This window comes from Burkholderia sp. DN3021, assembly GCF_049805555.1.
GTDB lineage: Bacteria > Pseudomonadota > Gammaproteobacteria > Burkholderiales > Burkholderiaceae > Burkholderia > Burkholderia pyrrocinia_C.
The window spans coordinates 1-13,953 of sequence record NZ_JBNCAB010000044.1 but is presented as its reverse complement, the minus strand read 5'-3'; the positions used below and the strand labels follow the sequence as shown (position 1 = coordinate 13,953).

Below are 13,953 nucleotides of genomic sequence, written 5' to 3'. Positions count from 1 at the left end.
CATGGGGATTTCGCGCGATGCTATCGTGGCGTGTCCTTTTTACCGGTGCAGGTTCATGACTGACTCGTTCGACCTCTCGCGCTATTTCTCCCGCATCGGCTACGACGGCCCGGCCGAGCCGACGCTCGACGTGCTGCGCCGGCTGCATCTGCTGCACCCGCAGGCGATTCCGTTCGAAAACCTCGATCCGCTGACCGGCGCGCGCGTCGCGCTCGACCTGCCCGCGATCGTCGACAAGGTGATCGGGCGCCGCCGCGGCGGCTACTGCTTCGAACTCAACAAGCTGTTCCATACCGCGCTCACGACGATCGGTTTTCGCGTGACGCCGCTGATCGCGCGCGTGCGCTGGATGCGGCCGCCCGAGATCGTCACCGCGCAGACGCACATGCTGCTGCGCATCGATCTCGATGATGCGGTCTGGCTCGCGGACATCGGCTTCGGCAGCGCGACGCTGACCGCGCCGCTGCGCTTCGTGCCGGGCGAGCGGCAACTGACGCCGCATGGCGCGTTTCGCGTGATCGACGCGCCGGTCGACGGCGAATTCGACATGCAGTTCGAAATCCCCGATGGCTGGCAGACCACTTACCGTTTCTCGCTGAAGCCGGCCGAGTGGATCGATTACGACGCCGCGAACTGGTTCACGTCGACGTATCCGGAATCGATCTTCGTGAACGACCTGATCGCATGCCGCGTGCTGCCGGACGGCCGCGCGGCGCTGCTCAACACCGCGCTGACGCTGCGCGACGCGGTGGGGGCCGGGCGCACCGTCACGTTCGACGACGCGGCCGCGTGGGGCGCATGCCTGCGCGACACGATCGGCATCGATACGGCAGGGTTCGATCTCGACGCGCTGTTTGCGCGGCTGGCGGCGCGCGCCGCGAAGTAACGACGCGAACCCATGGGGTTCGCGCCGGCGGCCCGCGCGGCGGGCCGCGCCCGATCAAGACATCCCGCTCTCCACCGCCCGCATTTGACAATTGCTATTTTGCTAGCATACTAGCAGCCATGACCGACGAAGAAGTGAAGCAATTCAACGTGTACCTGCCGCTTGGCCTGATCCGGCAGGTCAAGCATCGCGCCATCGAAACGGAGCAATCGCTGTCCGCGCTGGTGGCCGACGCGTTGCGCGCATACCTGGCCGCGCCGCCGCCGGGCGCGGGGCCGTCCACCAAGGAGGCGTGACATGTCATCCGAGCGAATCGAAGCCGTGTACCTGACGACGCACAACTGGGGCAAGTCCGCGAAATTCTTCCAGGCGCTGGGCTTCACGCTGGAATTCGAAACCGATCACAACTCGGGCCAGCTACGCAGCGGCGACGGCCCTTTTCTGTTCATCGCCGAAGTGCCGCCGGGCGAGGTGCCCGACATGCAGGTCGTGCTCAAGGTGCCGGACGAGCAGGCGGTGCGGCCGCAGCCGATCGTCGATGTCGTCACGCCGTTCGAGGACACGCACTGGGGCACGCGCGACATGACCGTGCGCGACCCGGACGGCCGCGTGTGGCGGCTGCAGGCGCCGGGCAAGCAGGGCGCGTGAGGCCGCGATGACCGATACCCGCGAAGACGCCCCCGACAGCACCGCCGCGCGCGTCGCGCTGTGGCGCGCGCTGCACGTCGAACTCGACGCGCCGCCGCACGTGCTCGCCGACGAAGTCGGGCTTCGACTGCTCGCACCGGCGCCGGGCTGGCAGCAGCGCGGCGACATGGATCCGCAGTTCACGCGGCCGTTTCGCGCGTCGATCGTCGCGCGGGCGCGCTTCATCGAGGATCTCGTGGTCGAGCAGGCCGCGCGCGGCGTGAACCAGTACGTGATCCTCGGCGCGGGCCTCGACAGTTTCGTGCAGCGCCGGCCCGACATGGCGTCGCGCGTGACCGTCTTCGAAGTCGACCCGCCGGCACCGCAGGCATGGAAGCAGCGCCGTCTGGTCGAGCTCGGCTTCGGCGTGCCCGACTGGCTGCGTTTCGTGCCGGTCGATTTCGAGGCGAAGCAGTCGTGGCGCGATGCGCTCGTCGGCGCGGGCTTCGATGCCGGCAAGCCGGCGGTCGTGGTGTCCACCGGCGTCAGCATGTACCTGACGCGCGAAGCGAATGCGGCCGCGCTGCGCGAAGTCGCGTCGCTCGCGCCGGGCTCGACGCTCGCGATGACTTTCCTGCTGCCGCTGGAGAACGCGGACCCGGACGTGCGCCCGGGGCTGGAAATGGCCGCGAAGGGCGCGCGCGCGAGCGGCACGCCGTTCATCAGCTTCTTCATGCCGGCGCAGATCCAGGCGCTCGCGCTGGGGGCCGGCTTCGCGACTGCCGCGCACGTATCGGCCGCCGAACTGACGCGGCGCTATTTCGCCGATCGCACGGACGGCCTGCGGCCGCCGAACAACGCGGAAGAGCTGCTGGTCGCGACGGTCTGATCCAGCCAGAACGGTCACGCGCGTTCGAGCACGGCCATCTCGCGCACGATCACGAGCAGTACCGCGAGGCTGGCGCCGCCCGACGCGCGCAGGTCCGCGAGCAGATGCTCGTAGCGCGCGAGCGCGGCGTCGCGGCGCTCGCGCCACGCGCCGACGATCGTCTCCGGCGTGGTCGAATCCGACGATTCCGCGAGCGCGCTCGTTGCGAGCGTGCGCTTCAGCCGCGCGACTTCCGCTAGCGCGGCCGCGCGTGCGAGCATGTCCCAGTGCGTCGGCGTCGGCAGCGTCGCCGCGCGTTCGCCGATCCATCCGTAATTGAGCAGCGTGCCGAGCGAGAAATAGACGCCCGCGACGAGTTCGAGGCTGCGGTTGCAGGTCGCGGCCACTTCGGCGATGTCGAGCAGCGCGGCCGAGATGTCGCCGCTCGCGACGCGCACCGCGAGCGCGCTGTCGACGCCGGCTTCAACGAGCACGCGCTGCCGCTCGGACAGCGCATCGAGCGCGTCGGCCGGCAGCAGCGACGGCAGCTGCGGCGCGAGCCGCTGCGCCGCGTCGCGGCAGCGCGCGATCAGCTCGCTAACGCCGCCGTCGGCCACCGCGCCGGACTGCAAATGACGCAGGAACCACAGCGCCGCGCGCTCCAGCAGCCGTGCGACGTCGACGAACATGCGCGCCTGCACGTCGTCGGCGACGCGGTTGTCGAGCGCGTCGATGTCGCGCCATACCGCATCGAGGTCGAACACGTCGCGCGCCATGATGCACGCGCGCACGATGTCGCCCGGATTCGCGTCGGTTTCCTCCATCAGCCGATGCACGAACGCGCAGCCGACGCGATTGACGAGCGCATTGGTCAGGTGTGTCGCGAGAATCTCGCGGCGCAGCGGATGGCGGCGCATCGGCTCGCTGAAGCGCTGCTGCAGCGGCTTGGGGAAGTAGTCGACGAGCATCGCGGCGACCAGCGGATCCTCGGGCACGTCGGATTCGAGCAGCGCGTCGTAGAGCCACATCTTGCTGTACGCGAGCAGCACCGCGCGCTCCGGCGACGTGAGGCCGAGCTTTGCGGCTTGCCGTTCGGCGACTTCGTCGTCGGTCGGCAGGAATTCGATCACGCGGTTCAGGCGGCCCGCGCGTTCGAGCCAGCGCATCAGGCGCGCCTCGGCGTCGAGCTGCTCGACGGCATATCGGCCCGCGATCGACAGCGCTTGCGTCTGGTAGTAGTTGTCGCGCAGCACGAGCAGCCCGACTTCGTCGGTCATCTCCGCGAGCAGCGCGTTGCGCTGCTTCCCGGTCATCTCGCCGTCGGAGACGACGAGCCCGAGCAGGATCTTGATGTTGACTTCGTGATCCGAACAATCGACGCCGGCCGAGTTGTCGATCGCATCGGTGTTGATGCGGCCGCCGCGCTGCGCGAACTCGATGCGGCCGAACTGCGTGCAGCCGAGGTTGCCGCCTTCGCCGACCACCTTGCAGCGCAGGTCCGCGCCGTTCACGCGCACCGCGTCGTTCGCGCGGTCGCCGACCTGCAGGTGGGTTTCGCGCGCGGCCTTCACGTAGGTGCCGATGCCGCCGTTGTACAGCAGGTCGACCGGCGCCTGCAGGATCGCGCGGATCAGCTCGGTCGGCGGCAGCGCGTGCGCGTCGATGCCGAGCGCGGCCTGCACGCCCGGCGACAGCGGGATCGTCTTCGCGGTGCGCGGATAGACGCCGCCGCCCGCCGAAATCGCGGCCGGGTCGTAGTCGGCCCAGCTCGACCGTTCGAGCGCGAACATCCGCTGGCGCTCCGCGAAGCTGACCGCCGGATCGGGGTTCGGGTCGAGGAACACGTGCCGGTGATCGAATGCGGCGACGAGCCGGATATGCGGCGACAGCAGCATTCCGTTGCCGAACACGTCGCCCGACATGTCGCCGACGCCGACTACCGTGAAGTCGGTCGTCTGCGTATCGATGCCCATCTCGCGGAAGTGCCGCTTCACCGATTCCCACGCGCCGCGCGCGGTGATCGCCATCTTCTTGTGGTCGTAGCCGACCGAGCCGCCGGACGCGAACGCGTCGTCGAGCCAGAAGCCGTATTCGTGCGAGATCGCGTTCGCGTAGTCGGAGAAGGTGGCCGTGCCCTTGTCGGCGGCGACGACCAGATACGGATCGTCCGGGTCGTGGCGCACGACGTCGGGCGGCGGCACGATCGCGTTGCCGACCAGGTTGTCGGTCAGGTCGAGCAGGCCGCGCAGGAACGTCTGGTAGCACGCGATGCCTTCGCGCATCCACGCTTCGCGATCGCTCGGCGGCGGCGGGTTCTTCACGACGAAGCCGCCTTTCGAGCCGACCGGGACGATCACGACGTTCTTCACCATCTGCGCCTTCATCAGCCCGAGCACCTCGGTGCGGAAATCCTCGCGGCGATCCGACCAGCGCAGCCCGCCGCGCGCGACGCGGCCGCCGCGCAGGTGCACGCCTTCGACGCGCGGCGAATACACCCAGATTTCGAACATCGGCTTCGGTTCGGGCAGGCCCGGCACTTTCGCCGGATTGAACTTGAACGACAGGTAGGGTTTCGATTCGCCGTTCGCGTCGAGCAGGAAGTAGTTGGTGCGCTCGGTCGCGTTGATCACGCCGAGGAACTGGCGCAGGATGCGGTCCTCGTCGAGGTTGGGCACCTGGTCGAGCGCGGCTTCGATCGCCTTCAGCAACCGTTCGGCCTGCACGTCGCGCGTGTCGCCGGTGCGCGGGTCGAAGCGCAGCAGGAACAGCTCGACGAACTGGCGCGCGATCGCCGGATTGCCGGTCAGCGCGCGTTCGATATACGCGTCGCTGAACGTCGAGCCGACCTGTCGCAGGTATTTCGCATACGCGCGCAGGATCGTCACTTCGCGCGCGCTCAGGTGCGCGCGCAGCACGAGGCGGTTGAAGTCGTCGTTCTCGATCCGGCCGCTCCAGATCCGGTCGAACGCATCCTCGAACAGGCCTTTCACGCGCTCGATGTCGAACTCGGTATCGTCGGCGAGTTCGAGCCCGAAGTCGTGCACCCATGCGTGCGCGGCGTCCTGCGTCTGGATCCGGTACGGCCGCTCCTCGTCGACGCGCACGCCGAGATGCTCGAGCATCGGCAGGCTGCGCGACAGCGCGATCGGGTCGCCCGTGCGATAGACCTTGAAGCGAAACGCGCGCGCCCCGGCCTCGATCGGCCGGTACAGGTTCATCGCGAGCTGGCCCGAATCCTTCACGCGTTCGATCAGCTCGATGTCGCGCACGGCCGTGCGCGCCGGATAGTCGTCGCGATAGCCGGCCGGGAACGAGTCTGCATAGCGTTGCAGCAGGCGGTTGCCTTGCTCTTCGCCGAACGCGTCGAGCAGTGCGTCGGCGAGATCGTCCTGCCAGCGGCGCGCCACCTGAACGAGCCGCGTCTCGAGCTCGCGCGTGTCGACGTCGGGCATCGTGCCCGGCTCCGCATGCACGACGAAATGAATGCGCGCGATCGCCGATTCCGACAGCAGCGGCGTGAATTCGACGTTCACGCCGTTGTACGCGTCGACGAGCAGCTTCGCGATGCGCCGGCGCAGGTCGGTGTTGTACTTGTCGCGCGGCACGAACACGAGGCACGACACGAAGCGGTCGAACCGGTCGCGGCGCACGAATAGGCGCGTGCGCTGGTGTTCCTGCAGCCGCAGGATGCCGAGCGCGATGTCGTAGAGCTGGTCTTCGTCGGCCTGGAACAGCTCGTCGCGCGGATAGGTTTCGAGCACCGTCACGAGCGTCTTGCCGAGATGCCCCTTCGGCAGGAAGCCCGCGCGCTGCACGATGTTCGCGCACTTGCGGCGCACGATCGGGATCTCGGCGCTCGACACCATGTATGCGGTCGACGTGTAGAGCCCGATGAAGCGGCGCTCGCCGGTGATCTTGCCGTCGGCGCCGACGAGCTTCACGCCCACGTAGTCGAGATAGCCGGGCCGGTGCACGGTCGCGCGCGAATTCGCCTTGGTCAGGAAGATCGGCCAGGAGCCGGTGATGATGTCGGCGGCGGCCTTCGGCAGCGGCGTCACGTCCGACGCGCCAGACGTGCGCAGCGATTCGCGCAGGATGCCGAGGCCCGTGCCCTCGATGCCGCGCAGGCCGAAGCCGGTGCCATCCGACACCAGCGCGTAGTCGCGGTGGCCGAGGAACGTGAAGTGATCGGCGGCCATCCATTCGAGGAACGCGCGCGCCTCGATGTCTTCCGTGGTCGATTCGCGCGCTTTCATGTCCTTGATCGTCGCGCGCACGATGTCGACGATCTTCGGCCAGTCCTCGACCGATGCGCGCACGTCGCCGAGCACGCGCGCGATGTCCTCGCGCAGCGTGTCGAGCAGCGCGGCGTCGCCGCAGCGATCGACTTCGAAATGGATGAACGACGCGAGTTGCGACTGGCCGTCGCCGGACGTCGCGCCGCCCGCGTCGACGCGCTCGATGCCGCCGTTGGCGCCGCGCCAGATGCGGAACACGGGATGCAGTGCCGAATGCAGCGCGAGCCCGAGGCGGTTGACGGCCATCGTCACCGAGTCGACGAGGAACGGCATGTCGTCGTTGACGATCTCGATCACCGTGTGGTCGGAATGCCAGCCGTGCTGTTCGAGGATCGGGTTGTATACGCGCAGCCGTTCGCTGCCGGGCACGTATTTCTGGGCGGTCTGCCAGTGCGCCATCGCGGCGCCGTACAGGTCGGCGATGCTGCGGTCCTGGAGATCGTCGGCGTCGACGAAATCGTAGTAATGACGCAGGAAAGGTTCGACGATCCGGAACGTGGCTTCGGGCAGGCGCTCGCGCGCGAATTCGACGACGTCGGAGAGCAGGTGTGCGACGACTTCCTCGTTCTTCGCTTCCATGGCGGTCTCCCGGGTGGCCATTGGCTGCTGCGTCTGTCCGGCATTATGCGCCGATTGCGTGACAAAGCGATGTGCGGGCGCACAACGGCCGAGCCGGGAGACCGCGCGAACGCGCGCTAGTCGAGCCGCTCGGGCTTCAGATCGGGGTGCCGTGCATAGAGTGGATTCATGAAGTCGACCAGCATCGTGGTGAGCAAGGAGGAGACGAATTCGCGATAGGTCGCGAACTCGTGTTCGGAGCAGGTTTCCTTGACTTGCTGAAGCGATCGATCCAGTTCCGCGCCCATGGACAGGATCATCTCGTTCAACGCCGAGGCGATGCGTGTGTTCTCGATCATGCGGTCTCCTTCGAGCGCTGCGATGTCGCGGCGCGGCCGTTCAGGCTCCGGCCTGGTTCGAGCTCGTTTTGCCCGGCGGGTTCCGTAGGGACTGCGTTACGCCTGTCAGCCCTCGTCGCTCCACAGCTTCCCCGCCGTCGCCCAGTTCTCCTTCTTCACGTCGGTCAGGATGATGTCGACCGAGCCCGGCGCGCAGCCGAGCGTCTCGCACGTGACGCGCGTGATCGCTTCGACGAATTCGCGCTTCTGGTCGACGGTGCGGCCTTCGAACAGCTGGATATTGAAAGTCGGCATGACAGGTGCTCCGGTTGGGTTTGAACGATTCGGCCGCGGTTGCGGCGATGGTTGCGGCGTCAGTCGCGATACGACGGATCGATCCGGTCGAGCCGGCGCAGCAGCGCCGGCCATTCCAGTTCGCCTTCGATCGCGCCGCCGCCGCGCAGTTGTTCGGCGGTGCGGTCGGCGACGGCCGGGTCGGGCAGCACGAGCGGCCCGCCGCCCGCCTGCGCGCGCACCTGGATGTCGCACGCCTTGATCAGCGTATCCATCAGCACATAGGCTTCGGCAACGGTGCGGCCGACCGTCAGCGTGCCGTGATTGCGCAGCAGCATCGCGGATTTCGCGCCGAGGCTCGCGGTCAGCCGCGCGCCTTCGGCCGGCGAGAACGCGAGCGCCTCGTAGTCGTGGTACGCGAGGTCGCGATGAAAGCGCAGCGCGTGCTGCGATGCGGGCAACAGCCCGTCGCGCTGGATCGACACGGCAATGCCGGCCGTATTGTGCAGATGCATCACGCACACGGCGTCGGCGCGCGCCGCATGCACGGCCGCGTGCAGCGCGAAGCCGGTCACGTTGACCGCGTGCTCGCTGTCGCCGATCCGGTTGCCGGCCAGGTCGATCTTCACGAGGTTCGATGCGCGGACCTCGTCGAACGCGAGGCCGAACGGGTTGATCAGGAAATGGCCGGGCTCGCCGGGCACGGTCGCGGAAAGGTGCGTGTAGATCAGGTCGTCCCAGCCGTTCAGCGCGACGAGCCGATACGCGGCGGCGAGATCGACGCGCAGCCGGCGTTCGGCATCCGAGATCGGGCCGCCGGGTTTCACGGCATCAGGACGGTGTGCGAATGACGACATCGGGTTCTCCGAGGGTGAAGCGGCGCGCGACAGCCACCGTGACCCACGACGCGAGCACGAACGGGGCCGTGAACGCGGGGATGCCCGCGCATGTCGCGAGCCACTGGATCAGTGCGGCGAGCGCGGCGGCCGCGAATGCCGCGCGCGGGCCGCGCGGCGCCAACGCGAGCGCGGCGAGCGCGCCGTTGAAGCCGAGCAGGCCGTCGGCGAACGACGTGCCGTTCGCGCCGAGCGCGAGCAGCAGCACGGCCGACACGATGGCGCCGCCGAGCGCGAACGCGGCCGCGCGGCGCGACGCGGCGGCGATGCCGGCGACGATCAGCGCGCCGGCCCACGCGCCTTGCGCGAAGGTGGTCTGCGCGATGCCCGAGAGCAGCGCGTCGGCGATGGAAGAAAGCGTCAGTATCGCGCCAGCCGTGGGGCCGCGCGCAGGCGGCGGCCCAACAAACGACAGCCACAGCGCGGTAACGGCGAGGCACGGGCTCGAATACGGACACTGGCGCCAGCGGGCGAGCGGCGCGCGCATCGCGCGTTGCACGAGTGCCGCGCCGATGGCGACCAGCGGCACCAGCGCGAGCGCGGCGAGCGGACGGGGCGCGAGCAGCACGGCGATCAGCGCGGCGAGCGCGCCGTTGAAGCCGTGCAGCCCCAGTTCGACGTCGCGCCGCTCGGCGCCCGTCAGCACGGCGGTCATGCTCGCGGCGGCCGAGCCGACCAGCGCCGCGCACGCGAGCCGCACGTCGGTCAACGCCAGCGCTGCGAGCAGCAGCGCGCCGGTGAACGCATTCGCCTGCAGCACGATCTGCCCGATGCCGCGCAGCAGGATGCGCAGGTCGATCGACGGCGAGGCGGAGCGGGCGGTAGGCATGGTGGCGGCGGGACAGGACGAGCCGCGAGCATAGGACACAATTCCATGCACCGGAATAGGGAATCCTGGATAGTCAGGATTTGTGGGCGGCGCCCCGAATTGGGGCGGAAAGCGTTGTCCAAGATGCGTTTGTCAGGCGCATTAGCGTTTTTTTGGAGTTTCTCTATTTTGGTAGCAAATTTTGGTCGTCGTTAGATTTTCCGTGCCCCTGCGAACGCGTTAGCGTTTTCGGGTAGGATCCGGAAATTGGTAGTATTTTCGCGGCCTCGGTAGGAGATTTTTCCATGCAAGTCGGCTTCAAGGCTCTGGCTGCTCGCTACGGTATTACGCTCGCACAACCTCTGCGTGTCGATTCGGTCATCGGCACCGGACGTGCGAGCCGGGAAACTGATGAGCAGGTAGAAAACCGGTATCCGCCCAGCTATCGACCCACCGACGACTTCGCCGGCCATTTTGAATTCGGACTCAAGTACGAAGAGCTTCACTTCGAGTTTTTTGCACGCCTGTTTGCAGCCGTGGGACCGGAGCCGATCGAAATGTGGTGCCGAAATGCCCCCTTTGGCCAATACGCCCGACGCGCGGGTTTCCTGTACGAGTGGCTGACAGGCAGGCGCCTGAATGTGCCTGACGTGACCAACGGCGGCTATGTCAACGCCGTTTCTCCGACTGAATACCTTACTCGCACAGAGTCGCTTCGCGTTCGCCGTTGGCGCGTGCACGACAACTTGCCGGGAACGCCCGCGTTCTGCCCGCTGGTTCGGCGAACTGCGGCGGTGCAGGCAGCGCTGCAGTTCGACTTGGGCACCGCATTGAGAGAGTTGGATCGCGTTTTCGGGGCCGACATCCTGATGCGGACAGCCAGCTGGTTGACGTTCAAGGAGTCGCGGGCGAGCTTTCTCATCGAGAAAGAGGCTGATCAGACCGACCGCATCCAGCGGTTTGCACACGTCATCGCGCAATACTGCGGCCGTATCGACGCTCCACTAAGCGACCGTAGCCTGCATACTCTGCAAGCCGGCATTCTGGGCCACGATGCGTTCGGTTTGGGGTTGCGGCGTTCGCCGGTCTTTGTAGGGCAGGCGACGATGCGCGAGAATATCGTGCATTACATTGCTCCTGCGTTCGAGGACGTGGCGGCGATGCTGGAGGGCCTCGGTGAATTCGAGGCCGCGACTCGAGGCGCAGAGCCGCTGGCACGTGCCGCTGCGTTGGCATTCGGCTTCGTTTATATCCACCCTATGCGAGACGGCAACGGCCGGATTCATCGCTTTCTAATCAACGATTCTCTGGTGCGGGACAAGGCGGTGCCGGATGGCGTGATATTGCCGATCTCGGCAACCATCACGAGTTCGACGGAGTTCCGTGCCGGTTACGATCGCACGCTCGAGGTGTTTTCTCGCTGCTTCATGCGCCGCTATGCAACGTCCTATCGGTTCGGAGAACTGGTGACCTATGAGGACGGGACGCTGAGCAACTTCGTATTCGACGACTACGAAGATGCGCGCTTCGCTTGGCGTTATCCGGATCTGACGGCTCACGTTCTGTATACCGCGCGAGTTGTCGAGCACACGATTCGCACGGAGATGGCCGATGAAGCCAGGACGCTGCTGATCTTTCAGCTTGCCCAGGAGCGGCTCAAGGAGGTCGTGGAGATGCCGGGCCCGGATGCTGACCGTATCATTCGCTCTGTCAAGGAAAACGGCTGGCAAATCTCCGGCAAGCTGAAGCAGCAGTATCCGCAGCTGGAGAATGAGCGCAGGGCGTCGCGAGTCGTGGAAGCTATCCGGTCCTCGTTTGAAGGCAGGGACATGAACTTCGACAACGAATGACGCTCGTTGGATTTGTCGACAGTGAAATTCCGGATGGTCGGAATGTATGCGACGATCCTTCGCATTGAGTAAACCCGGAGGCGGAAGGATGCGCGAAGTGCGTTGGGCGTCGCTCGAGGGCGACGGGGCCGAACATCTGACGTTCGACCGGAGCGGCGGCGGGATCGTCGTCGAAAGCGCGGTGGTCGGCCAGCGGTACGGCCGCGCATACGGGCTCGCGTATCGCGTCGAGTGCGATTCGCACTGGCGCGTGACGTATGCGGTGCTCAAGGTGATGGGCGGCGGCACGCTCGAACTGCGCGGCGACGGCGCAGGCCACTGGCACGACGGCGCGGGCCGCGCGCTGCCGGAGCTCGACGGCTGCGTCGACATCGACATCGCGGCGACGCCGTTCACGAATTCGCTGCCGATCGGCCGCCTCGGGCTCGCGCGCGGCGAGCGGCGGCCGATCGACGTCGCGTATATCTCGACGCCGGACCTGAAGGTCACGCCGGTCAAGCAGGCCTACGCGTGCATCGAGCCGGGCCGGCGCTACCGCTACGAAGGCATCTTCAGGAATTTCACGGCCGAGATGGACATCGACGACGACGGGCTCGTCGTCGACTACGAGACGCTGTTCAGGCGCCTGCCGACGCCGGCGGTGCGCTGAACCGCGGCGGTCGTGACCGCCGGCCGCTCCTGCGCGGACGCGAAGCGGTCGATCCGCGACGCGATCATGTCCGGGTGGCGCAGCACGATCCAGTGCGTGCCGTCGATTTCCTCGCGCACGTGGTTGCCGAGCCAGCGGTCGAGGTCGACCGACATTTCGGGCGTCACGTAGCGGTCGCGCACGGGCACCAGGATCTGCACGGGCGCCTGCGCATACCGTTCGCGCGGCTTGCGTGCCCGTGCGAGGAAGTTCGCGCGGTAAAGCTGCAGGCCGTTCAGCGCATTCTTCAGTTGCACGGGGTCGCGCTCGGCGCGCACGCGTTCGGTGAGCTGCAGCCAGCGCGGCCACAGCGCCGCGCCGCCGAGTCGCCACACCAGCGACGGCACGAACGGCAGGTGGAAGAACGCGATGTACCACGACTTCAGGCTCTGCTTGAGCCGCAGCTTCGCGCGGAATACGTGATCGAGGCACGGGCCCGAGATCGACGTGTACGACGCGATCCGGCCACGGAACGAGGGGTCGGTCACGGCCTCCCAGCACTGGATCGAGCCCCAGTCGTGGCCGACGAGGTGGAACGGCCGGCCGCCGCAGGTCGCGTCGGCCACCGCCTTCAGGTCGTCGGCGAGCCGCGCGAGCGTGTAGTCGGCACGGCGGCGCGGCGCATCGGACGCGCCGGCGCCGCGCACGTCGTACGCGATCACGCGGTAGCGCTTCGCGAGCCGTGCGCGGATCGGCGCCCACACGGCCGCCGAATCGGGGTAGCCGTGCACGAGGATCAGCGGCGGCGCGCGACGCGATCCGCTTACGTAGACGGCGAGTTTCACGTCGCCGGACTGGACGGTCAGCATCTCGTGAGCGCGCGCCATCGCGTCATGCCTGCGCAACCGGGTGCAGCGGCACGCGGCGCGGGGCGGCTTGCGCCGCGTAGCGCGCGTTGGTCGCGTCGATGTTCTCGAGCAGCGTGTCGAGCCCCTGCAGGTACTGGTGGTTGTCGTGGTCCCACGGGTGGAAGCCCGGGCGGAAGTAGTCGAGCCATTCGCGCGCGATGCTCGGGAACACGCCGTGCTTCGGGCCGTACAGGTACTTCACGAGGCGCCACATACCGCCGAACTTGCCGTGTTCGCGACGGTGCGCGCGCATCAGGCGCACGTGGAAGTCGAACACGATCGCCCAGAAGAACACCGTCGTCGTCAGCATCGTGCCCGTGCGCAGCAGGTAGCTGCCGAGGCCCGGCTTCATCACGGTGGTCCATACGTCGTACGACACCGCCTTGTGCTCTGTTTCCTCCATCGCATGCCACATCCACATCTGCTGGTAGCCTTCGACCGAGCCGTCGATGCGGTGCTCGTGGCCCGACAGCAGCTGGTTCGCGAGGATCGCCGTGTAGTGCTCGAGCGCGATCGTGATCGCGAGCTGCATCGAATGCGGCAGCACCTTCTTGAACCAGCCGAGGATCGTCCACAGGCGCTTGTCGAGCTTGTGCGCGGGCAGGCCCGACGCCTGCAGCAGGTCGTTGTATTCGATGTGCTCGCGCGTGTGCATCGCTTCCTGGCCGATGAAGCCGAGCACCTGCTTCTTCAGCTCGGGATCCTCGATCCGGTCGCGGTAGTTGCGCACCGAATCCATGAAGAAGCGTTCGCCGGCCGGGAACAGCAGCGACAGTGCGTTCATGAAGTGCGTGACCGGCACGCCCTGCACGTGCCAGTCGCGCGCGCGTTCGGGCGGCAGCGCGAAACGGATGTCGCGCCGCACGGGCATCATGTTCGGGGTCGTCATGATTGTTCTCCTCCCTGATTACCTGCGTTGTTGTAGGTGGCGTGCAGCGGGGCGGACGCCGGCGTGCCGCGTGCGGCGTCGCGGCGGGCCCGCGCGGCCTCGCGG

The 13,953-nt window shown here is 67.3% G+C and carries 13 protein-coding genes and 1 pseudogene; 6 read left to right on the top strand and 8 right to left on the bottom strand.

Translation table 11 applies throughout. From position 1 onward, the window contains the following. The first annotated feature begins 55 nt into the window (after nucleotides 1–55). The 4 genes from ACPUER_RS21265 to ACPUER_RS21250 all read left to right on the top strand — a co-directional run bounded on the left by ACPUER_RS21265 (nucleotide 56) and on the right by ACPUER_RS21250 (nucleotide 2,402). The gene (locus ACPUER_RS21265) at nucleotides 56–886 is read left to right on the top strand and encodes an arylamine N-acetyltransferase family protein (RefSeq protein WP_425132032.1); all 831 of its coding nucleotides are present in this window, start codon (nucleotides 56–58) and stop codon (nucleotides 884–886) included. Nucleotides 887–1,005: 119 nt separating this feature from the next. Further along, nucleotides 1,006–1,182, top strand: coding sequence for a ribbon-helix-helix domain-containing protein (locus tag ACPUER_RS21260; RefSeq protein WP_425132031.1), 177 nt, complete (start codon nucleotides 1,006–1,008; stop codon nucleotides 1,180–1,182). 1 nt (nucleotide 1,183) lies between these two features. Next, nucleotides 1,184–1,534, top strand: a complete 351-nt coding sequence (locus tag ACPUER_RS21255) for a VOC family protein (protein WP_310140995.1) — start codon at nucleotides 1,184–1,186, stop codon at nucleotides 1,532–1,534. Nucleotides 1,535–1,541: 7 nt separating this feature from the next. Next, nucleotides 1,542–2,402 carry a class I SAM-dependent methyltransferase gene (locus tag ACPUER_RS21250; protein WP_425132030.1) on the top strand — a complete coding sequence of 287 codons (861 nt, stop codon included), beginning with the start codon at nucleotides 1,542–1,544 and terminating at the stop codon, nucleotides 2,400–2,402. A gap of 14 nt (nucleotides 2,403–2,416) precedes the next feature. Here the strand turns inward: ACPUER_RS21250 and ACPUER_RS21245 are convergent, their stop codons facing one another. The 5 genes from ACPUER_RS21245 to ACPUER_RS21225 all read right to left on the bottom strand — a co-directional run bounded on the left by ACPUER_RS21245 (nucleotide 2,417) and on the right by ACPUER_RS21225 (nucleotide 9,594). Then, a complete protein-coding gene (locus ACPUER_RS21245; RefSeq protein WP_425132029.1) occupies nucleotides 2,417–7,258 on the bottom strand; it encodes an NAD-glutamate dehydrogenase in 4,842 nt (1,613 codons plus the stop codon). 116 nt (nucleotides 7,259–7,374) lie between these two features. Then, nucleotides 7,375–7,596, bottom strand: coding sequence for a hypothetical protein (locus ACPUER_RS21240; protein ID WP_175959369.1), 222 nt, complete (start codon nucleotides 7,594–7,596; stop codon nucleotides 7,375–7,377). Between the two features lie 105 nt (nucleotides 7,597–7,701). After that, nucleotides 7,702–7,890, bottom strand: coding sequence for a 4-oxalocrotonate tautomerase (locus ACPUER_RS21235; RefSeq protein WP_072443320.1), 189 nt, complete (start codon nucleotides 7,888–7,890; stop codon nucleotides 7,702–7,704). A 59-nt stretch (nucleotides 7,891–7,949) separates the two neighbouring features. Further along, nucleotides 7,950–8,726: a class II aldolase/adducin family protein gene (locus ACPUER_RS21230; RefSeq protein WP_425132028.1), complete on the bottom strand. Its 777-nt coding sequence runs from the start codon at nucleotides 8,724–8,726 to the stop codon at nucleotides 7,950–7,952. Further along, nucleotides 8,701–9,594: an urea transporter gene (locus tag ACPUER_RS21225; protein WP_425132027.1), complete on the bottom strand. Its 894-nt coding sequence runs from the start codon at nucleotides 9,592–9,594 to the stop codon at nucleotides 8,701–8,703. The genes ACPUER_RS21230 and ACPUER_RS21225 overlap by 26 nt, the downstream gene beginning before the upstream one ends. Before the next feature lie 284 nt (nucleotides 9,595–9,878). Here ACPUER_RS21225 and ACPUER_RS21220 point away from each other — a divergent pair, with 284 nt between their 5' ends. Both ACPUER_RS21220 and ACPUER_RS21215 read left to right on the top strand, forming a co-directional pair. Further along, on the top strand, nucleotides 9,879–11,423 hold the full coding sequence (locus ACPUER_RS21220; protein WP_175959366.1) for a Fic family protein: 1,545 nt from the start codon (nucleotides 9,879–9,881) through the stop codon (nucleotides 11,421–11,423). An 88-nt stretch (nucleotides 11,424–11,511) separates the two neighbouring features. Further along, nucleotides 11,512–12,072, top strand: coding sequence for a putative glycolipid-binding domain-containing protein (locus tag ACPUER_RS21215; protein ID WP_072443312.1), 561 nt, complete (start codon nucleotides 11,512–11,514; stop codon nucleotides 12,070–12,072). Here ACPUER_RS21215 and ACPUER_RS21210 read toward each other — a convergent pair. The 3 genes and pseudogenes from ACPUER_RS21210 to ACPUER_RS21200 all read right to left on the bottom strand — a co-directional run. Further along, nucleotides 12,027–12,938 (bottom strand): alpha/beta fold hydrolase, encoded by a 912-nt coding sequence (locus tag ACPUER_RS21210; protein WP_425132026.1) that lies wholly within the window; start codon nucleotides 12,936–12,938, stop codon nucleotides 12,027–12,029. The genes ACPUER_RS21215 and ACPUER_RS21210 overlap by 46 nt on opposite strands. 4 nt (nucleotides 12,939–12,942) lie before the next feature. After that, a complete protein-coding gene (locus ACPUER_RS21205) occupies nucleotides 12,943–13,848 on the bottom strand; it encodes a metal-dependent hydrolase (protein WP_310141010.1) in 906 nt (301 codons plus the stop codon). After that, nucleotides 13,845–13,953, bottom strand: a pseudogene (locus ACPUER_RS21200) (short-chain dehydrogenase); the annotation flags it as partial. The pseudogene ACPUER_RS21200 and the gene ACPUER_RS21205, both read right to left, overlap by 4 nt.